At 61.4% G+C, this 18785-nt stretch carries 18 protein-coding genes and 1 pseudogene; 9 read left to right on the forward strand and 10 right to left on the reverse strand.

Features of this window, described 5'->3' with window-relative positions:
* The 4 genes and pseudogenes from HCZ30_RS08480 to recN form a co-directional block, all read left to right on the forward strand.
* Positions 1–239, forward strand: a pseudogene (locus tag HCZ30_RS08480) (cell division protein FtsZ); the annotation flags it as partial.
* A 165-nt stretch (positions 240–404) separates the two neighbouring features.
* Positions 405–1322, forward strand: a complete 918-nt coding sequence (lpxC, locus tag HCZ30_RS08485) for a UDP-3-O-acyl-N-acetylglucosamine deacetylase (RefSeq protein ID WP_167637864.1) — start codon at positions 405–407, stop codon at positions 1320–1322.
* A 131-nt stretch (positions 1323–1453) separates the two neighbouring features.
* Positions 1454–2308: an outer membrane protein assembly factor BamD gene (locus HCZ30_RS08490; RefSeq protein ID WP_167637865.1), complete on the forward strand. Its 855-nt coding sequence runs from the start codon at positions 1454–1456 to the stop codon at positions 2306–2308.
* 36 nt (positions 2309–2344) lie between these two features.
* Complete coding sequence (gene recN / locus HCZ30_RS08495) at positions 2345–3991, forward strand: DNA repair protein RecN (RefSeq protein ID WP_167637866.1); 1647 nt, start codon at positions 2345–2347, stop codon at positions 3989–3991.
* A 245-nt stretch (positions 3992–4236) separates the two neighbouring features.
* On the opposite strand, the gene HCZ30_RS08500 is transcribed toward recN, so the two are convergent.
* Positions 4237–5613, reverse strand: a complete 1377-nt coding sequence (locus HCZ30_RS08500; RefSeq protein WP_167637867.1) for an FAD-binding oxidoreductase — start codon at positions 5611–5613, stop codon at positions 4237–4239.
* Positions 5614–5720: 107 nt separating this feature from the next.
* Between HCZ30_RS08500 and HCZ30_RS08505 the strand changes: the two genes are divergently transcribed.
* A complete protein-coding gene (locus HCZ30_RS08505; protein WP_167638121.1) occupies positions 5721–7361 on the forward strand; it encodes a chloride channel protein in 1641 nt (546 codons plus the stop codon).
* Here the strand turns inward: HCZ30_RS08505 and HCZ30_RS08510 are convergent, their stop codons facing one another.
* From HCZ30_RS08510 to cobS, 5 genes are all read right to left on the reverse strand, one after another.
* Entirely contained in the window at positions 7362–7703 is a 342-nt protein-coding gene (locus HCZ30_RS08510) for a DUF427 domain-containing protein (protein ID WP_167637868.1), read from the reverse strand.
* Between the two features lie 62 nt (positions 7704–7765).
* On the reverse strand, positions 7766–9553 hold the full coding sequence (locus HCZ30_RS08515) for an aminopeptidase P family protein (RefSeq protein WP_167637869.1): 1788 nt from the start codon (positions 9551–9553) through the stop codon (positions 7766–7768).
* A gap of 77 nt (positions 9554–9630) precedes the next feature.
* Positions 9631–11505, reverse strand: coding sequence for a cobaltochelatase subunit CobT (cobT, locus tag HCZ30_RS08520; RefSeq protein WP_167637870.1), 1875 nt, complete (start codon positions 11503–11505; stop codon positions 9631–9633).
* Positions 11506–11584: 79 nt separating this feature from the next.
* Positions 11585–11944: a hypothetical protein gene (locus tag HCZ30_RS08525; RefSeq protein ID WP_167637871.1), complete on the reverse strand. Its 360-nt coding sequence runs from the start codon at positions 11942–11944 to the stop codon at positions 11585–11587.
* Between the two features lie 162 nt (positions 11945–12106).
* Positions 12107–13078 carry a cobaltochelatase subunit CobS gene (cobS, locus tag HCZ30_RS08530; RefSeq protein ID WP_167637872.1) on the reverse strand — a complete coding sequence of 324 codons (972 nt, stop codon included), beginning with the start codon at positions 13076–13078 and terminating at the stop codon, positions 12107–12109.
* 172 nt (positions 13079–13250) lie between these two features.
* Here cobS and HCZ30_RS08535 point away from each other — a divergent pair, with 172 nt between their 5' ends.
* Positions 13251–13841 (forward strand): hypothetical protein, encoded by a 591-nt coding sequence (locus tag HCZ30_RS08535; protein WP_167637873.1) that lies wholly within the window; start codon positions 13251–13253, stop codon positions 13839–13841.
* Here HCZ30_RS08535 and HCZ30_RS08540 read toward each other — a convergent pair.
* Entirely contained in the window at positions 13831–14472 is a 642-nt protein-coding gene (locus HCZ30_RS08540; RefSeq protein WP_167637874.1) for a J domain-containing protein, read from the reverse strand. The genes HCZ30_RS08535 and HCZ30_RS08540 overlap by 11 nt on opposite strands.
* Before the next feature lie 77 nt (positions 14473–14549).
* Between HCZ30_RS08540 and HCZ30_RS08545 the strand changes: the two genes are divergently transcribed.
* Positions 14550–14804 (forward strand): BolA family protein, encoded by a 255-nt coding sequence (locus HCZ30_RS08545; RefSeq protein ID WP_167637875.1) that lies wholly within the window; start codon positions 14550–14552, stop codon positions 14802–14804.
* Here HCZ30_RS08545 and HCZ30_RS08550 read toward each other — a convergent pair whose 3' ends face one another.
* A complete protein-coding gene (locus tag HCZ30_RS08550) occupies positions 14805–15188 on the reverse strand; it encodes a DUF4177 domain-containing protein (protein ID WP_167637876.1) in 384 nt (127 codons plus the stop codon).
* Positions 15189–15350: 162 nt separating this feature from the next.
* Positions 15351–15806: a c-type cytochrome gene (locus HCZ30_RS08555; protein ID WP_167637877.1), complete on the reverse strand. Its 456-nt coding sequence runs from the start codon at positions 15804–15806 to the stop codon at positions 15351–15353.
* A 154-nt stretch (positions 15807–15960) separates the two neighbouring features.
* Between HCZ30_RS08555 and idi the strand changes: the two genes are divergently transcribed.
* Positions 15961–16470, forward strand: coding sequence for an isopentenyl-diphosphate Delta-isomerase (gene idi, locus HCZ30_RS08560; RefSeq protein ID WP_167637878.1), 510 nt, complete (start codon positions 15961–15963; stop codon positions 16468–16470).
* Positions 16471–16534: 64 nt separating this feature from the next.
* A complete protein-coding gene (locus HCZ30_RS08565; protein WP_246212696.1) occupies positions 16535–17098 on the forward strand; it encodes a hypothetical protein in 564 nt (187 codons plus the stop codon).
* A 69-nt stretch (positions 17099–17167) separates the two neighbouring features.
* Here HCZ30_RS08565 and gatB read toward each other — a convergent pair whose 3' ends face one another.
* A complete protein-coding gene (gene gatB, locus HCZ30_RS08570; RefSeq protein WP_167637879.1) occupies positions 17168–18679 on the reverse strand; it encodes an Asp-tRNA(Asn)/Glu-tRNA(Gln) amidotransferase subunit GatB in 1512 nt (503 codons plus the stop codon).
* Between the last annotated feature and the right edge of the window lie 106 nt (positions 18680–18785).

The following is an 18785-nucleotide window of genomic DNA, read 5'->3' on the forward strand; positions in this document are numbered from 1 at the left end:
CACCGAAGCCCGCAGCAGAGCCCGAACAGCGCCGTGGTTTCGGCCTGAACAACCTGCTTCACCGCATGGCTGGCCACAACGAAGGCCAACAGCAGCCGCGCGCGCCGCAGCAACCGCAGCCGCAAGTGCGTCAGGCACAGCAGCCGCAGGTCGCTCCGCCGCGCGAAGAAGCCTATGACAACGATGACGAGCAGGAACGGATCGAAATTCCCGCATTCCTGCGTCGCCAAGCCAACTAAGGCTGTTGCAATAGCTGAAACAAAGGCCGCCCACCGGGCGGCCTTTTGCTTTGAAAACAAGGTGTTTCGCCCATGTTTCGGAATGTTACAGCGCGTTGCAAAGAGTGAGTTGTACCTCCGCGCAAGTTTCCTTACCTGAAAGGAAAGTTAACGCGCGAGGAAGCCTTGCAGAAGACTCTGAACGAACTAGTGACCCTTGATGGTGTCGGACTCCACTCCGGCAAACCGGCGCGCCTTGTATTGAATCCGGCGCCGGCGGGGCATGGTATTGTCTTCCGTCGTAGCGATCTGACCGCCGACAACGAGATCGCCGCCCTTTGGTCCAACGTGAACCAAGAGCCGCTGAACACGCGCCTCGTGAACGAAGCAGGCGTTTCCGTTGCCACGATCGAGCACCTCATGGCTGCTCTCGCAGGTACGGGCATCAACAACGTCCTCGTTGAAATCGACGGTCCCGAAGTTCCGATCCTCGACGGTTCTGCCGCGCCCTTCGTCAAAGCGATCATGACCACCGGCATCAAGCGTCAGCCCGCGCCGCTCCGCGTCATCGAAGTGCTGGACACCATCGAAGTATTGAACGGCGACGCGGTTGCCCGCCTGTCGCCCGCGACGTCGCTCCAGATCGACTTCAGCATCGAATTCCCTGACGAGGCCATTGGCGCCCAAGCCAAGCAGCTCAACATGGCCAACGGCGCGTTCGTGCGCGAGCTGTGCGATAGCCGCACGTTCTGCCGCAACAGCGATGTCATCGCCATGCACAAAGCGGGGCTGGCCCTTGGCGGCTCGCTCGACAACGCTGTCGTCGTCGAAGGCGATCAGGTTCTGACGCCGGGCGGTCTGCGCCATGACGACGAAGCCGTCCGTCACAAGATGCTCGACGCTCTGGGTGACCTTTACACTGCTGGCGCACCGATCATTGGCCGCTACACCGGTGTTCGCGCCGGTCACGCGCTGACCAACAAGCTGCTGCGCGCGATGTTCGACACTCCGGGCGCTTGGCGCTGGGTGCATTGCGACGCAACCCTGTCGTCCCGCCTGCCGGGTGTTGGCGTTCGTCTCACCGACCTTGCGGCTGTTGCCTGACCTCTGTGCTTTGCGCCACAGATGCGTGATGCCAAAAGGCATTTTGCGCGGCATTTTTCTATGCTAGACCAACGCTGAACCGCGGCTATATGTCTGCGGACCAGTTAGCTAATTCACTTTGGGGGATGTTCATGTCAGGCCGAATTCGGGGCGTCACGTTGAGAACTTTCCTCGGTACTGCTGCTCTTTCGCTGACCGTGCTTGCAGGCTGCGGCGACTTTGATCCGCGTAGCGAAGGCGCGCTCGAAACCTACACCGCTGATGAAATCTTCGAGCGCGGCGAGTACGAGCTTGAACGGGGGCAGGCCGATAACGCCGCCTTTTACTTCGGTGAGATCGAGCGTCTCTATCCCTACGCGCAAATTACCCAGCGCGCGCTGATCATGCAGGCCTATGCGTACCACCGCGACAAGGATTACGAGGCAAGCCGCGCCGCTGCGCAGCGCTACCTCGATTTCTATCCGCGCACCGAAGATGCGGCCTACGCCCAGTACCTGCTGGCGCTGTCCTTCTACGACCAGATCGACGAGATCGGCCGCGATCAGGGTCTGACCTTCCAAGCGCTTCAGGCACTGCGCACCGTGATCGAACAGTATCCCGACAGCGAATACGCCAGCTCGGCCATGCTGAAATTCGACCTCGCGTTCGACCATCTCGCCGCCAAAGAGATGGAGATCGGTCGCTACTATCTCAAGCGCGGGCACTATATGGCTGCGGTTAACCGCTTCCGCGTGGTTGTCGAAAGCTTCCAGACCACTACCCACACGCCCGAGGCGCTGCACCGTCTGGTGGAAAGCTACCTCGCGCTTGGCTTGAACGACGAAGCCCGCACCGCCGGTGCGATCCTTGGTCATAACTATCAGGCGACGGCGTGGTATCAGGACAGCTACGATCTGCTCTCGGGGCAGGGGCTGGAGCCGAGCCTTGTCGGTGATAGCTGGCTTGCCGCTATCTACCGTCAGATGATCCGTGGCGAATGGCTGTAAGGAGCGGCGGTAAGTACGCCGCCGGACAAAATCACCATGCTGCGTGGTCTTGATATCAGAGACATGCTCATTATCGACCGGTTGGAGCTTGAGTTCCAGCCGGGTCTGAACGTGCTCACAGGTGAAACGGGCGCGGGCAAGTCGATCCTGCTGGACTCGCTCGGCTTTGTGCTCGGCTGGCGCGGACGTGCAGATCTGGTGCGTCAGGGTGCCGATCAGGGCGAAGTTGTCGCTGTGTTCGATATGCCCCGTGGTCACGCGGCCGAGGCTGTGCTGGACGAGGCTGGCATCGAGCATGAGGGCGAGCTGATCCTGCGCCGCGTCAATACCGCCGACGGACGAAAGACCGCGTGGGTCAACGACCGCCGCGTATCGGGCGAGGTGCTGCGCCAACTGTCCGAGACGTTGATCGAACTGCACGGCCAGCACGACGATCGCGGCCTGCTGAACCCGCGCGGGCATCGCCTGCTGCTGGACGATTTCGCGGGTGTCGGGCCGCTGCTCGATGCGTCCCGTGCTGCTTGGCGCGGCCTTGCAACTGCGCGCAAGGCACTGAACGCTGCCGAGGCGAAGATTGCCGAAACCAAGGCCGAGGAAGAGTTCCTACGCCACGCAGTAGGCGAGTTGGACAAGCTCGACCCGCAGCAGGGCGAGGAAGCCGAACTCGACCAGCGCCGCCGCCTGATGCAAGCGGCTGAAAAGATCCGCGCCGATGTCGCGCAGGCGTTGAACGCCGTTGGCAGCGACGGGGCAGAGGGCATGGCCGCCTCCGCGATCCGTTGGCTCGATGGCGCGGCGGACAAGGCCGAGGGCCGTCTGGACGAGCCGCTCGCCGCGCTGGCCCGCGCGATGGATGAACTCGACGCTGCGCAGCGTGGGATCGAAGATTGCCTCGACGCGCTCGAATTCAATCCCGCAGAGCTGGAGATGGCCGAGGAGCGCCTTTTTGCGATCCGTGGCCTCGCCCGCAAGCATGGCGTCATGCCGGACGAGCTGGCGACCTTTGCCGACAACTTGCGTGCCAAGCTTAATGTCCTCGACGGCGGCGAGCGCGATCTGGCTGCGCTGCGCGATGCCGTCGCAAAGGCTGAAAAAGACTACCAAGCCGCCGCCAACGCGCTGTCCGCCGCCCGTACCGAGGCCGCCGGTCGTCTGGATGCCGCGATGTCCGCAGAACTCGCGCCGCTCAAGATGGAGCGCGCCGTTTTCCGCACCAACGTCACCGAAGGCGAAGCCGGCCCTGATGGACGGGACGAAGTGGCCTTTACCGTCGCGACCAACCCCGGTGCGCCTGCTGGTCCGCTGAACAAGATCGCATCGGGCGGCGAACTCAGCCGTTTCCTTCTCGCGCTCAAGGTCTGCCTGTCCGAGGGCAACAGCGGCATCACGATGATCTTTGACGAGATCGACCGTGGTGTGGGCGGTGCGACCGCCGATGCGGTTGGGCGCCGTCTGGCCGAGCTCGCGAGTGGCGGACAGGTTCTGGTCGTCACGCACTCGCCGCAGGTCGCCGCGTTGGGCGGTCATCACTGGCGCGTGGAAAAACGCCAAACGGATACGCAAACCCTATCTACGGTGGTGCCGCTCGGAGAGGGTGATCGCGTCGACGAAATCGCGCGAATGATCTCGGGCGACCGTATCACGGACGAGGCACGCGCGGCCGCTCGTTCGCTGCTCGGCTAACGTCCGAAAATACGCCCGTTTTGAATGAAAAAGGCGGAGCCCGGGGGCCCCGCCGTTATTCAAAAAACTTTCCAGCACGCCACTCACGCATAACCGGTATAAAATTTGCCAACCCGTGGGTCGGAATACGTATTCTGTTCAACACGTTCTAGATAGCAGATTCGTGTAACGGTTTTCCAACGCAAACTGCACCTTCGGTTACAATCGACTAACCTTGTGAGTAGTTTTGCCTATTCTTTGTGCAATTACTCGCCTTGCGGGATTATCTTGCCTGGATTCAGGACACCTTTAGGGTCGAGTGACTGCTTCAGCGTTCCCATCACATCCCACGCTTCGCCATGCTCTGCCCGCATATAGCCGAGCTTACCCATGCCGATTCCGTGCTCACCCGTGACAGTGCCGCCCAGACGTAGCGCGCGTTCAGCCATGCGGTGTGACAGCGCCTTGGCCGCTGCCCGTTCGTCAGGGTTCGTCTCGTCGATCAGGATGGCGGAGTGGAAATTGCCATCGCCAACGTGCCCGAGGATCGGGGCAGGGATGCCGGTTTCCTCGATATCCGCGATGGTTTCGGTGACCGCTTCGGCAAGGCGGGAGATCGGCACGCACACATCTGTGACGATCGCGCGGCTTCCCGGACGGCTGGCGAGCATGGCGTAGTAAGCCTTGTGGCGGATGTCCCAGAGGCGCTTGCGGTCTTCCTCGCTCGTCGCCCAGTCGAAGTTCGTCGCACCGTGTTCACGGGCAATCTCGCCGAACTCTTCGGCTTGCTCGGCAACCGCGCTGTCCGAACCGTGGAATTCGACCAGAAGGTGCGGGACGGCGGGGAAATCGGTGCCGGAGTAGGCGTTGACGGCCTGCGTGCCTGCGGCGTCGACAAATTCGATCCGTGCCATCGGAATGCCCATCTGGATCGTCTCGATCACCGCATTCACCGCGCCGTCGATCGTGTCGAACGCACAAACGGCCGAAGACATCGCCATCGGCTGGCCATGAAGGCGCAGCGTCAGTTCGGTGATCAGGCCAAGCGTCCCTTCGGAGCCGACGAACATCGCGGTCAGGTCATAGCCGGCGGATGATTTGCGGGCGCGGGTGCCGGTGCGGATGATGCGGCCGTCGGCCAGCACGACCTCTAGGCCGATCACGTTGTCGCGCATGGTTCCGTAGCGCACGGCAGTCGTGCCGCTGGCGCGGGTCGCGGCCATACCGCCGAGAGTGGCGTTGGCTCCCGGATCGACCGGGAAAAACAGGCCTGTGGCCCGCAGGTCCACGTTCAGGTCTTCGCGGGTGACGCCCGGCTGGACGCGGACGTCCATATCCTCGGGCGAGACCTCGATAATCTTGTTCATGCGGGTGAAGTCGACGACCACGCCGCCCTTCACCGCCAGCGCGTGCCCTTCGAGGCTGGTGCCGACGCCCCAGCCCACCACGGGGCATTCGTGCTCGTTACAGATCTTCATGATCTGCGAGACTTCCTCGGTGCTATCGGGGTAGGCGACCGCATCGGGAGGCGTGAGTGGGAAATGGGACTCCGAACGTCCGTGATTATCCAGATCGCTCTTGGAGCGGCTAAGGCGTTCGCCTAGTAATTCGGATAGGGCGTCGACTGCTGCACTAATATTCATGGTTCCTCCCGTCGTCGTTGTACTTGTAAGTCAGGCTCAGGACAGGGAAAAGGGATCTCGTGACCGATCCGAAACCCAAATGGTTGAAATCCCAGCTCGACACGGCGATGGCCGAGGTTCGATCCTCGATCCGTACCGTCAGGACGAAGGGACCGAGCCAGGTGCAGTTCTGGTTGATCGCGCTTCTGATGGGGATTCTTGGCGGTCTTGCGGCTTTGGGCTTCCGCCTTAGCATCGATGCCATCCAGCGGTTCGTCTACCGCACCCACGAGCCGTCGACGTTGCACCGTTTCGCGTTCGATCTGCCGTGGTGGTGGCTCGTGCTGGTTGCGACCTGCGGCGGTCTGCTGGTGGGTCTGATCCTGCACTTCTTCACGCCCGATGGCCGCGTCCGCGCGGTGGCCGACGTCATCGAAGGCGCCGCGCTGCGGGAAGGCCGCGTGGACCGGAAAGCAGGCATCGCCTCCGCCTTTGCCAGCTTGATCACCCTCGGAACGGGCGGTTCGGCCGGCCGCGAAGGTCCGGTTGTCCACCTCGCCGCTGTGATCTCTACCTACATCTGCCGCCTGATGAACGCGAACGCGGTCAATTCGCGAGACCTCTTGGGCTGCGCCGTCGCCGCCGGTGTGTCCGCCAGTTTCAACGCCCCGATTGCCGGAGCAATCTTTGCGCTCGAAGTCGTCCTTCGCCACTTTGCCGTTCGTGCGTTCGCGCCCATCGCGATTGCCAGCGTCGCGGGCACTGTCATTTCGCGCATCATCCACGGCGATCTAACCGAGTACCAACTCTCTGCCGCGACGACGTTCGAGTTCTACGTCGAACTGCCCGCCTTCATGCTGCTCGGGCTCTTCAGCGGGATCATCGCGTTCGTTCTGATGAAGTCGATCTTCTTCATGGATACGCTCGGCACCAAGCTGCAAACTGCGACCAAGATGCCGCGCTATCTGCGTCCCGCCATCGCGGGGATGCTGCTCGGGCTGATCGCGACCCAGTACCCGCATATCATCGGCGTCGGCTACGGCATCACGTCGGACGCGCTGACGGGGCGGATCCTGTTCTGGCAGGCAATCATCTTTGTCATTGTCAAGATCATTGCGGTCGCCATCACCATGGGTGGCCGTATGGGCGGCGGCGTGTTCTCGCCCGCGCTGGGGATCGGTGCGATGTCGGGGCTGGCTTTCGGCATCGTGGCGACGGGCCTGCTGCCGACCTATTCGGGCAGCGCCACGCTTTATGCGCTGGCAGGCATGGGCGCAGTAGCCGCCGCTGTGCTCGGCGCGCCGATCTCGACCACGCTCATCGTGTTCGAACTCACCGGCGACTGGCAGACGGGTCTTGCGGTGATGGTGGCCGTGTCGCTGTCCACCGCAATTTCCTCGCGGCTGGTGGAGAAGTCGTTCTTCCTCACGCAGCTTGAACGCCGCAACATCCACGTCTCCGCCGGTCCACAGGCGTATCTGCTGTCAACGATCCGCGTAGGCGCGATGCTCCGTGCGACCGACACGCCAAACGGCGGCGATCCCGAACGGTGCGAGGCGCTGGTGAAAGAGGGGGCCTACATCGAATTCGGCGCGACGCTCGACCAAGCCATGCCGCTCTTTGATCGCACGGGCGAGGAATACATTCCTATCGTCATGCCCGCAAAAAACGGGGCGCTTCCCGAAGTGAGAGGCGCCCTGTTCCATGTTGATGCGCTCCGCGCGCTGAACCGCGCCATGGCAGCGGTTTCAGCGGAAGAACATTCCTGATCAGACTTGTTCGATGGTCACTTTCGACGGGTAGAACGCCATGTGTTCGGCGATCTGCTCCAGACCATCGCGGGTTTCTTCGAACGACCATGCTGCGTCGGCAATCGGGCCGCTTTTCGCGATGATCGAGAAGTAACGCGCCGTGCCCTTGTACGGGTCGGTGCTGACGGAGTCGTTGGGCTCGAAGAAAGCCATAGCGATGTCGCCGCGCGGGAAATAGATGACGGGGGTGTTTTCGCCCTCGGTCAGCTCCAACGCATTTTCGGTTTCGCCAATAACCGCACCACCGGCGCGAACGACCCACGTTCCGCCCGCGGGGCGGATTTTAATATGATCGACCACTTCGGTCTCCTTCCCTGAACTGTAACAGGCGGATAATAGTCCGCCTCTATATCAGTTTGACGTCAAAGCGGCGCACAGGCCGCTGACAGCCATCCTCGGGTGGGAAGATCGAGATGCGGACCCACTTTGTCCAGCACCTTCGCATGATATGCGTCAATCCACGCCACCTCCTCTTTGGAGAGGAGGGCCTTATCTATCAGCTTTCTTTCGAAAGGAACATAGGTAAGTGTCTCGAACCCCAACAAGTTGCGGTGGGCGTCGATGCCACCCTCTACATTTGCAACGAAGATGAGGTTTTCTACGCGGATACCGAACGCGCCGTTACGGTAGTATCCAGGCTCGTTCGACAACACCATGCCCGGCTGAAGAGGGATCTGCGCGGCGCGGCGCGAGATGCCGCAGGGGCCTTCGTGCACGCCGAGGTAAGCGCCGACGCCGTGACCGGTCCCATGGTCGTAGTCCATGCCCTCGGCCCAGAGGAACTGACGCGCCAGCGCATCGAGGTGCCCGCCGTTCACGCCGACGGGGAACCGCGCGCGGCTGACGGCGACCATGCCGCGCAGCACTTGGGTGTAGCAGTGACGCTCGTCCGCGCCTGCCTCACCAATGGCGAGCGTGCGGGTGATGTCCGTGGTGCCGTCCTGATATTGCGCACCGGAGTCGACGACGATCAGTTCGCCTGTCCCCAACGTACGGTTAGTTTCCTCGGTCACGCGGTAGTGGATCACCGCGCCGTTCGGACCTGCGCCCGAGATCGTATCGAAGCTGATGTCGCGCAGCGCGTTGGTGTCGCGGCGGAACCCTTCGAGCGTTTTCACAACGTCGATTTCAGTGATGCCGCTGGTGCTGTTCGCCTCGAACCACGCAAGGAAACGGCACATCGCAATCGCGTCGCGGTCGTGCGCGGCCTGCATTCCTGCAAGTTCGGTTGCGTTCTTGAGCGCCTTGGGCAGAACGCAAGGATCGCGGCCCTCGAAGGTCTCGACTTCGGCACCCGCCAGCGCCTCTGCCACGATCTGTGGGCAGGAGTTGGCGTCGATCAGCACGGGGCTGGATAGTTGGAGCAGCGCTGCTTCGAACCCTTCGAACGGTAGGACTGCAACGTCCTCGCCAAGGTGGTCCATGATCTCGTCCGCTTTGCCTTCGCGGGCGAACAGATCGCAGCGACCGGTGTCGTGCAGGATCGCGAAGGCGTGCGGGGCAGGGGTATGCGATACGTCCTCGCCGCGGATATTCAGCAGCCACGCAATCGAATCCGGTAGCGTGATGACCGCAGCGGTGGTGCCTGCCTCGCGCAGTCCTTCGGCAAGGCGTGTGCGCTTCGACGCGGCGCTTTCGCCCGCGAATTCCTCGGGCTGGGCAAAGAATTTGGCAGCGGGCGGGGCGGGTCGGTCGGTCCAGATTTTGTCGACCAGATTGTCCACGGCGCGTAGCTCGACGTCCGCTTTGTTATCGCGGAGCGTTTTGATCTCGTTCACTGGATGCAACCACGCGTCAAAGCCGATGATTTTGCCCGCAGCGTTCTGCTCCAGCCAGTCGCGGAGTGTCACTTCGGGCCAGTCGATGGGGGTGTAACAATCCTCAACCTGCTCGCGGACCTGCAAACGGTAGCGGCCATCGACGAATACGCCCGCCTGATCGGCAAGGATAATCGCGTAACCAGCCGAGCCGCTGAACCCCGTCAGCCACGCCAGACGGTCGTCGCAATCGGCCACGGTCTCACCTTGAAACATGTCCGAGCGCGGGACGATGAACCCGTCCAGCCCCTCTGTCTGCATCTGTTCGCGCAGCGCCGCCAGACGTTCGGGACCGTGTTTGCCGGAGTGGGTGTTGGTGAATTGCTGGAACATAATGTGCCCCTTTCAGAATAGAAGAAGGCCCCCGATTTGATGCCGAGGGCCTTATGATCAGGCTGTATGTGCCTGTATTATCGTGCTTTCGCCATGCCGAGGACCTGTGCCTTTTTGCGCGGGTCGCTGTCGAACAGGTTGGCGAGTTGTTCCGTCATCGCGCCTGCCAGCTGCTCGGCGTCGGTGATCGTCACCGCGCGCTGGTAGTAGCGGGTGACGTCGTGGCCGATACCGATGGCGTTGAGTTCCACCGCGCCGCGCTTTTCGATCATGGCGATCACGTCGCGCAGGTGCTTTTCAAGGTAGTTCGCGGGGTTGACCGACAGGGTGCTGTCATCGACCGGTGCGCCGTCCGAAATCACCATCAGGATCTTGCGCTGCTCGCGGCGTGCTAGCGTCCGGCGGTACGCCCATTCCAGCGCCTCGCCATCGATGTTTTCCTTCAGCAGACCCTCTTTCATCATCAGACCGAGGTTCGCACGGGTGCGGCGCATCGGGGCGTCTGCGGATTTATAGACGATGTGGCGCAGATCGTTGAGACGGCCCGGTTGCTGCGGACGGCCTTCGGCCAGCCACTTCTCGCGGCTCTGCCCGCCTTTCCACGCTTTGGTGGTGAAGCCCAGAACCTCGACCTTGACCGAGCAACGCTCCAGCGTGCGGGCCAGAACATCCGCACAGATCGCCGCGATCGAAATCGGACGGCCACGCATGGAGCCCGAGTTATCGAGCAGCAGCGTCACCACGGTATCGCGGAATTCGGTGTCCTTTTCCCACTTGAACGACAGTGGGGTGGTCGGGTTCGCAACGACGCGGGCAAGGCGGCCAGCGTCGAGGATGCCTTCTTCCTTGTCGAACTCCCACGAACGGTTCTGCTGTGCCTGAAGGCGGCGTTGCAGTTTGTTCGCAAGGCGCGACACGGCACCCTTCAGCGGCTCGAGCTGCTGGTCGAGGTAGGCGCGGAGACGCTCCAGTTCGGCAGCCTCGGCAAGCTCTTCGGCGCCGATCTCTTCATCGAAATCAGTGCGATAGACCTGATAGTTCGGGTCTGCATCGGAATAGGACGGCGGCGGAGGCGGGTCCATTGGAGCCTCGCTCTCGGGCATCTCGGACTCTTCGTCGAACTCGCTGTCGGCCATGTCGTCGGCGCTGACTTTGGCCTGCGACTGGTCCTGCTGCTGTTCCTGCTCCTGCTCGGGGCTGGCTTCGGTTTCCTCGTCGTCCGAGTTCTCCTCGCCCGGCGAATCCTGATCTTCCTCGTCCTGATCCTGTTCCTGCGCTTCGTCCTGCTGGTCTTCGTCTTCCTGATCGGGATCGTCGCCCAGCTGGTCGCCGTAGCCGAGGTCTTCGATCACCTGACGTGCGAATTTCGCGAATGCCTTCTGGTCGCCCAGCGAGCCTTGCAGGTTCTCCAGCGTCTCGCCTGCCTGATCCTCGATAAAGCCGCGCCACAGCTCCATCACGTTGTCCGCGCCTTTGGGCAGCGGGCGTCCGGTGGCGAGGTGACGGATCAGATAACCGGCAGCGACCGACAGCGGCGCGCCCGACGGTTCGGTGACTTGTTCGTAGCCCTTGCGGCGAGCTTCGGCGCCGATCTTGGCGTCAATGTTGCTCGCGGTGCCAGGCATGTAGCGGGCGCCCATCGCTTCGATCCGCGCGGTTTCCATCGCGTCATAGATATCGCGGGCCAGTTGGCCTTGCGGCAGATAGCGGTTCGACACGGCGGGGTCGTGGAATTTGTGACGCAGCGCGAGCGCATCGGCCGTGCCGCGGGCCAGCAGCACTTCGTCGCGGGTCATGCGGCGGCTGATTTGGGGCAGGCGGACCGAGTCCTTGGACAGCCCCGGAGGGTCCACCGAATAGGTGACCGCAAGCTCCGGATCGTCAGCCATTACCTTGGTGGCTTCGGCCAAAGCTTTCTTGAACGGATCAGCGGGATTGTCGCTCGGTTTCATGCAGTCTGCCTTGCGGATAGTGTTCCGCTGCAACCTAGACCGCGCCAAAGGGGATTGCCAGTGGGACCGCGCCTTTTCCTCAGCTCAGCATGAGCGCGCGGCACTCGGAAATCATGCGCTCCGCCTGCTCTGCCGCCCACGTCGCATCACGGCTGTCGCTGGCAAAGCGCGCACGGGTCAAAAGCCGCGATTGCGCGTATTTGGCGTTGATGCGCCACGCCAGTACATCGCGGCCCTTTTCGGGCGGCATAATCGCGTCGATCAGCCCGATCATGCGGGCGCGTTCAGCCTCGGTCTGTTCGGACAGCGGGCCGTCGAACATCCACTGGAATTCCATCAGGGCCGAGAGCCTGCCGGTGCATGTGGCGAAGATACGCAGGGGATCGCCGCTCAGGCCGACCGTCTGCGCCTGTCCCGAAAGGGGCAGCGAGAGGGCCATTGCAGTGGCCAACGCCAAAGTTCGCAAACTGCTCATACTTTAAGCATGTAGCGCGGCGCGCATGCACGCAAAGGTCCGGCGGGATAGCTATCCTTTTGCCCTGCCCAACGAAAAAGGCCCGCGCGGATCGCACGGGCCTTTCGTCAATTCTGGAGTGCCTGATCAGATCGCGATGCTGGCAGCCGATTCCGGCAGCTCTTCGTCAAAGCAGCGCTGGTAGAACTCGGCCACGGTCTGGCGTTCCAGCTCGTCACACTTGTTGAGGAAGGTGAGGCGGAACGCATAGCCGATGTCGCGGAAGATTTCCGCGTTCTGGGCCCAAGCGATAACGGTACGCGGCGACATGACGGTCGACAGATCGCCGTTCATGAACGCGGTACGGGTCAGGTCGGCAACGGTCACCATCTGGCTGATGTCCTTGCGGCCCCTTTCGTTGTTGTAGTGCGGCGCTTTCGACAGGATGATCGCGGTTTCCGCGTCGTGGCTGAGGTAGTTCAGCGTCGCGACAAGCGACCAGCGGTCCATCTGCGCTTGGTTGATCTGCTGGGTGCCGTGGTAGAGGCCGGTGGTGTCGCCCAGACCGACGGTGTTCGCGGTGGCGAACAGACGGAAGAACGGGTTCGGCGTGATGATCTCGTTCTGGTCGAGCAGGGTCAGCTTACCGTCGGTTTCCAGAACGCGCTGAATAACGAACATCACGTCGGCGCGGCCTGCATCGTACTCGTCGAACACGATCGCAGTCGGGTTGCGCAGCGCCCACGGCAGGATGCCTTCGTGGAATTCGGTGACCTGCTTGCCGTCTTTCAGCTTGATCGCGTCCTTACCGATGAGGTCGATACGGCTGATGTGGCTGTCGAGGTTCACGCGAACGGTCGGCCAGTTCAGGCGGGCGGCAACCTGTTCGATGTGAGTCGATTTACCCGTACCATGGTAGCCCTGAACCATGACGCGGCGATTGTAGCCGAAGCCTGCAAGAATGGCCAAAGTGGTGTCGGGATCGAATTTGTAGGTCGGATCAATGGCGGGGACGCGTTCGGTGCGTTCGGCAAAACCCTTGATCTTCATATCGGAGTCGATGCCGAAAACATCGCGGACATTGATTTCTTCGGTCGGCTTGGCGTTCTGGTCCAGCATGGAGCGCGGCTTTCGTTACGTCTTGGTTTCGGATGCAACATACAGCCGCAAACGACGAGGAAAAGGGGGGCGCTGACTATTTGGCAGAATTGCGGCAATAGGCACGTTTCGGAAACACTGAGTTTCACCTGATCTTGTCGCTATTCGTGCGGCGATCTGGCAAAGGTAGAACATGTTTTCTAGTGCTCGCTCCCTTTTCCGGATGACCCGCAACGGGTCGCTCACGCCGTTCCGCATTATTGTGGACGGCCAATGCGTGTGGCTGGCCCACGGTGCTGTCTTCGGCTTTTCGGCTGTGGCCGGTCTGCTGACGGCCCTGCGGCTTAAGCATTCGGGCGGGTTCCCCGATTTCGGCGCGTTTGATCTGTGGGTCACGCTGGCTTGCGGCTTCGGCGGTCTCGCTGCGCTTGTGCTCGCGGGTAACAAGATGGGTGGCAGCGGCGTGCGCGGTCTGGTGCGGGCGTTCTACGGTGCGCTCTGGATTACCTGCGTTGGTGCGATCATCGCTGGGACGCTGGCACTTCCGCTCTACGGTACGATGTTCGCGCCGCTGATGCTGGGCATCACCTTTGTCGGCTCGCCCGAACTGGCGCTTCTGTGGTTCGCGAACTTCCTCGCCATCCACGTTCTGATGTGGGGCTATCGTAGCAAGCAGGACCGCTTCTTCGAGCGCATAAAAGAAGCGGCGGCCGAACCCCGGCGCGCCGCTCCCAAATCCGATATTGCAGCGAAGTTTCCTCCGCTGACACCGGTCAATCCTTGAAGCTTCGGCTCGCTTTGATCTGATCCCAAGCCCAGACAACCTCGGTCAGCTGCTCTTCCTGAGAGCGGTCGCCGCCGTTCATGTCGGGGTGCAGAACCTTGATAAGGCCTTTGTAGATCTTGCGGATCTCGGCCTTGGTCATGGTGTCCCTCGCATCCAGCACCTCAAGCGCACGGCGCTCGGTCGAGGGCAGGCGGCGGGTGTGGCCGTTGCCGGCGGCATTGCCTTTGCCCGGATTGCGGGTCGCGTTTTCGCCCAGCACGGTGTGAGCGTCGTCGATACCCAGACGCGCCCACGCCTGTTCTTCCACGGACTTCTTGAACGCCTTGGTCTCACGACCCCAGACGCGATCCTTGTCGACCTGAGCCATATATTCGGCTTCGGTGGCAGTCTCGAAGAAGTTCCACTTCAGGTTATATTCGCGAACGTGCTCTTTGCAGAACCAGTAGAATTCATCCAGCACGTCCGGGCTTTTAGGAGCACGGAACTGGCCTGCTTCTTCGCAACCCTCGTGTTCACATACACGGGTCGACGTCTCAAACGCGCCCGTCATACCGCGCCGACCGCGCGGATTTTTCTTTTTGGAGCTCGACACGGACATGTCGAAACCAAAGGGGTCAGTCTTAGCCATGTGCAGCCTCATCTTTCCGACTCGGACACAGCACTTTAATAGATGGGTCCGAATATTGAAGGGGAATTGCGAAAATAATGGGTATTGCCAAAGAGATGGAAACGCGTCTGAGCGAAACTTTTGCGCCGACGCAACTCGAAGTTCATGACGAAAGCGAACAGCACATCGGACACGCCGGTTATCAGGAAGGCGGTGAGAGCCACTGGCGCATCGTCATCGCCGCCGAAGCGCTGAACGACATGAGCCGTATTGCCCGCCACCGCGCGATTCACGCGGCGCTGGGAAAGGACATCATCGACCGCATCCACGCACTGTCCATCGACGTGCGTTGATCAATCCTCGCTATCGTCCGCGGCGTGCTCCATACGGGGCTCATCGCGGCCGATGTGCGACGGCTTCGCAGCGATCTGCGGCTCGCTCGGTGCTTTCTTCTTCGCGGTGGCATCGACAGCCGACAGCGAACGCGCGGCAGAGCTGGTTTCGGTCAACTCGCGGCGAAACACCAGCACGGTGTGCACGATGGTTGCGCGCGAAAACAGACCCTTACGTTCATCACAAGGCAGGCTCTCGGAGCGTTGGAATTCCCAGCCACCACGGGCCATTTCATTGATTGCGGTCTCGACGGTCTGCGCAAAACGGTCGTCGCCCGACTTGGCGGATTTGATCTTTGCCGCGCGCTTGGGCGCAGGCACGACCTTGTATTCGTAATTCGACATCAAATGCCCTTTCAATGAACCGAGCCGGATTTACCAGCAAAGCGCGGCGCGACCAAGACCGGATCACCCTTCATTGAACCGATTGTCATCCCGCTGCACATGGAAAAGGCGACCCGAAGGCCGCCTCTCGAAACATAGAATGCCAATAATCCGTTTCGAGGATTATTGAGCCGATTCCTCGGCTTCTTCCGGTGCCGGAGCGAGCGAAGCGAGGTAAGCGATGATGTCTTCGGCATCCTCGGCCTTGCGCACGCGGAACGACATCTTCGAACGGGCACCACTGTCGCCGGTGGCGTCACGCAGCCAAGCGGTCGGGTCCTGAACGTAGGCCACCAGATCCTCGACGGTCCACTCAAGGCCGGCTTCGTTCGCAGCAAGAATGCCGTCGCCGTAGTTGAAGTCCGCGCCCATGTGCGCGACCGGAGCACCAACGATCCCGTAAAGGTTCGGACCGGTTTTGGTGTTGGCGCGACCGGCCAGAACTTCGCCTTCGTCGTCGACAACATGGTGGCAGCTTGCACACTGACGGAAAGCACGCTCGCCGGCGGCCGCGTCACCTTCGGCAAAAGCCGGAGCGGCGGCAATTGCCAGCAGGGCGGACAGTTTCAAAATTTGCATAAGAGTCTCCTCATCCGAGCCGGTCTTTTCGCGTCCGGCGTGCGTTGTTGCCTAGGTTAGTCCTTGCAGGAATGCACCGAAAGCCCCCGCGCCATTACGTCGCGTATGCAGTGGGGGCTGGAAAATCCTGCGGTAACTTGGCATAGCGCCACATATGGATACGCGCATACCTGCTTGGCTTGAAGACAACCTTCGTCCCCTTGACAAACTCGAGGTGCATCGTCGTGGCCTGCGCCATCCCGCGATCAGCGTTTTCATCGTATCCGAGCGCGGCATCCTCCTCCAGCGCCGCGCGGCGAGCAAGTATCACACCCCCGGTCTGTGGGCGAACACCTGCTGTACGCACCCCCATTGGGGCGAAAGCCCTGAACAATGTGCGGACCGCCGTCTGAAGGAAGAGCTAGGTATCTCGGGTGTCGACCTCGAATGGCGCGAGCAGATCGAGTACCGCGCCGATGTGGGCGGCGGGCTGATCGAGCACGAAGTCGTTGACGTCTACGTCGGCCACGGTGAGCCAAAGATCACCATCAATCCCGATGAGGTGTGGGAAACCCGCTGGATGCCGCTGGCGGAGCTTGAAGCGGATATCGCCGCTAACCCTTCGATCTACACCCCTTGGCTGCGCATCTATCTTGCGGAGCATAAGGATAAGATCCTCGGCTGAATTGCCGCATATACATTCACAAAATTAAATGTGATTGCTCTCTTCGCCTCATGAGGAGATCGCCATGTTCGCATCGTTTCATAACATCGCTTTAGTCACGGCCCTCGCCGGCAGTGCTGTCAGCAGCGTTCAGGCGGAGGGCATGGGCGATCACAAGGCGATGCACGACCGGATGCACGCAGGCGGCGGCCACGACATGACCAACATGCCGGGGCTGCGCGGGGTCGATGCAACGCCCGAGGAAAGCGCCGAGCTTGCGGTGATGTTCAACAACTTCGAAACCATCACCCGCATGGTCGAGGAACTGCCGAACGGCATCCGCACCGTCACCGCGTCGTCTGATCCCGAAGTCATGGACACGCTGGTCAGCCACGTCGTCGGCATGATCGCCCGCGTCGAGGATGGCCGCGATCCGCAGATCCTGATCCAGAGCCCGACGCTCGACATCTTCTTCGAACGCCCCGAAGCGATCACCACCGATATCGAAGTGACAGAGGAAGGCATCGTCGTCACCCAAACATCCGACGATCCCGAAATGGTCGCCGCACTGCACACCCACGCAGGCGAGGTGAGCGCGATGGCCGATCGCGGCATGGATGCGGTCCACGAGATGATGATGAACCGCTAAGAGCGCACCCCATTAAATGAAAACGGCGGCCCCGAGAGGCCGCCGTTCTGCATTCTAGCGTTGGAAAACTCAGATACCGAGCTTCTGCGCCACGATCTGGTTCACCGCAGCAGGATTCGCCTTGCCGCCGGTGGCCTTCATGACCTGACCGACGAACCAGCCAGCCAGCTTGGGGTTCTGCTTGGCCTTTTCGACCTGCGCGGGGTTGGCCGCGATGACTTCGTCAACGGCGGTCTCGATGGCGCCGGTGTCGGTGACCTGCTTCATGCCGCGCTCTTCGACCAGAGCTTCGGGGTCGCCGCCTTCGGTGTAGACGATCTCGAACAGGTCCTTGGCGATCTTGCCCGAGATGTCGCCCTTCGAAATCAGGCCGACGATCTTGCCGAGCTGTTCGGGCGACACGGGGCTGTCTTCGATGCCCTTGTCGTCCTTCTTCAGACGGCCGAACAGTTCGTTGATCACCCAGTTTGCCGACAGCTTGCCGTCGCGGCCTTCTGCGACCTTTTCAAAGAAGTTCGCATTCGCGACTTCTGCGGTCAGAACAGAAGCGTCGTAGTCCGACAGACCCATGTCGTTGATGAAACGGGCTTTCTTCTCGTCCGGCAGTTCCGGCAGCGATGCCGCGATGTCATCAACCCAAGCCTGCTCGATTTCGAGCGGCAGCAGGTCGGGGTCGGGGAAGTAGCGGTAATCGTGTGCTTCTTCCTTCGAACGCATCGAACGGGTTTCGTTTTTGTCCGGATCGTAGAGGCGGGTCTCCTGAACGATGGAACCGCCGTCCTCGATGATCGCGATCTGGCGACGGGCTTCATAGTCGATAGCCGCCTGGATAAAGCGCATCGAGTTCATGTTCTTGATCTCGCAGCGGGTGCCGAGAACACCGAAATCGCCGGTTTCCATGAACTTCTCGTAGTCACCCGGCTTGCAGACCGACACGTTGACGTCGGCGCGCAGGTTGCCGTTCTGCATGTTGCCATCGCAGGTGCCGAGGTAGCGCATGATCTGGCGCAGCTTGCCCACATAGCCAGCGGCTTCTTCGGGACCACGGATATCGGGGCGCGAGACGATTTCCATCAGCGCGACGCCGGTACGGTTGAGATCGACGAAGGACATGTTCGGGTCCATGTCGTGGATCGATTTACCAGCGTCCTGTTCGAGGTGGATACGCTCGATACGGACGAGGCGGGCCTTGCCGTCACCCATTTCGACCAGCACTTCACCTTCGCCCACGATGGGGTGGTAAAGCTGGGAAATCTGGTAACCCTGCGGAAGGTCCGGATAGAAGTAGTTCTTGCGGTCGAAAGCGGACCACAGATTGATCTCTGCCTTCAGGCCGAGGCCGGTACGGACAGCCTGCGCCACGCAACCTTCGTTGATGACAGGCAGCATACCCGGCATACCGGCATCCACGAATGCCACGTTCGAATTCGGCTCTGCGCCGAACTGGGTGGATGCGCCCGAGAAGAGCTTGGCTTTGGTCGCCACCTGGGCGTGGACCTCGAGACCGATAACAAGTTCCCAGTCGCCTTTTGCACCGGCGATTACCTTGGGTTTCGGGGCTTCATAGGTCAGGTCGAGCATATTTCGTTCCTTTTCCGCGTCGAAACTCTCTTAGAAGCTCGCTCGCACGTGGGCAAGGGGGGAGACCCGCCTATCGCTCGGCTATTCCCCGCCCATTGTCGCCGGT

The sequence above is a fragment of the Marivivens donghaensis genome, from assembly GCF_011806565.1.
Lineage (GTDB): Bacteria > Pseudomonadota > Alphaproteobacteria > Rhodobacterales > Rhodobacteraceae > Marivivens > Marivivens donghaensis_A.

Coding starts and splice junctions, on each gene's coding strand:
- HCZ30_RS08490 (WP_167637865.1), top strand. CDS start 1,454: ATGTCAGGCCGAATTCGGGGCGTCACGTTGAGAACTTTCCTCGGTACT.
- recN (WP_167637866.1), top strand. CDS start 2,345: ATGCTGCGTGGTCTTGATATCAGAGACATGCTCATTATCGACCGGTTG.
- HCZ30_RS08500 (WP_167637867.1), bottom strand. CDS start 5,613: ATGAATATTAGTGCAGCAGTCGACGCCCTATCCGAATTACTAGGCGAA.
- HCZ30_RS08505 (WP_167638121.1), top strand. CDS start 5,721: ATGGCCGAGGTTCGATCCTCGATCCGTACCGTCAGGACGAAGGGACCG.
- HCZ30_RS08515 (WP_167637869.1), bottom strand. CDS start 9,553: ATGTTCCAGCAATTCACCAACACCCACTCCGGCAAACACGGTCCCGAA.
- cobT (WP_167637870.1), bottom strand. CDS start 11,505: ATGAAACCGAGCGACAATCCCGCTGATCCGTTCAAGAAAGCTTTGGCC.
- HCZ30_RS08525 (WP_167637871.1), bottom strand. CDS start 11,944: ATGGCCCTCTCGCTGCCCCTTTCGGGACAGGCGCAGACGGTCGGCCTG.
- cobS (WP_167637872.1), bottom strand. CDS start 13,078: ATGCTGGACCAGAACGCCAAGCCGACCGAAGAAATCAATGTCCGCGAT.
- HCZ30_RS08535 (WP_167637873.1), top strand. CDS start 13,251: ATGTTTTCTAGTGCTCGCTCCCTTTTCCGGATGACCCGCAACGGGTCG.
- HCZ30_RS08540 (WP_167637874.1), bottom strand. CDS start 14,472: ATGGCTAAGACTGACCCCTTTGGTTTCGACATGTCCGTGTCGAGCTCC.
- HCZ30_RS08545 (WP_167637875.1), top strand. CDS start 14,550: ATGGGTATTGCCAAAGAGATGGAAACGCGTCTGAGCGAAACTTTTGCG.
- HCZ30_RS08550 (WP_167637876.1), bottom strand. CDS start 15,188: ATGTCGAATTACGAATACAAGGTCGTGCCTGCGCCCAAGCGCGCGGCA.
- HCZ30_RS08555 (WP_167637877.1), bottom strand. CDS start 15,806: ATGCAAATTTTGAAACTGTCCGCCCTGCTGGCAATTGCCGCCGCTCCG.
- idi (WP_167637878.1), top strand. CDS start 15,961: ATGGATACGCGCATACCTGCTTGGCTTGAAGACAACCTTCGTCCCCTT.
- HCZ30_RS08565 (WP_246212696.1), top strand. CDS start 16,535: ATGTTCGCATCGTTTCATAACATCGCTTTAGTCACGGCCCTCGCCGGC.
- gatB (WP_167637879.1), bottom strand. CDS start 18,679: ATGCTCGACCTGACCTATGAAGCCCCGAAACCCAAGGTAATCGCCGGT.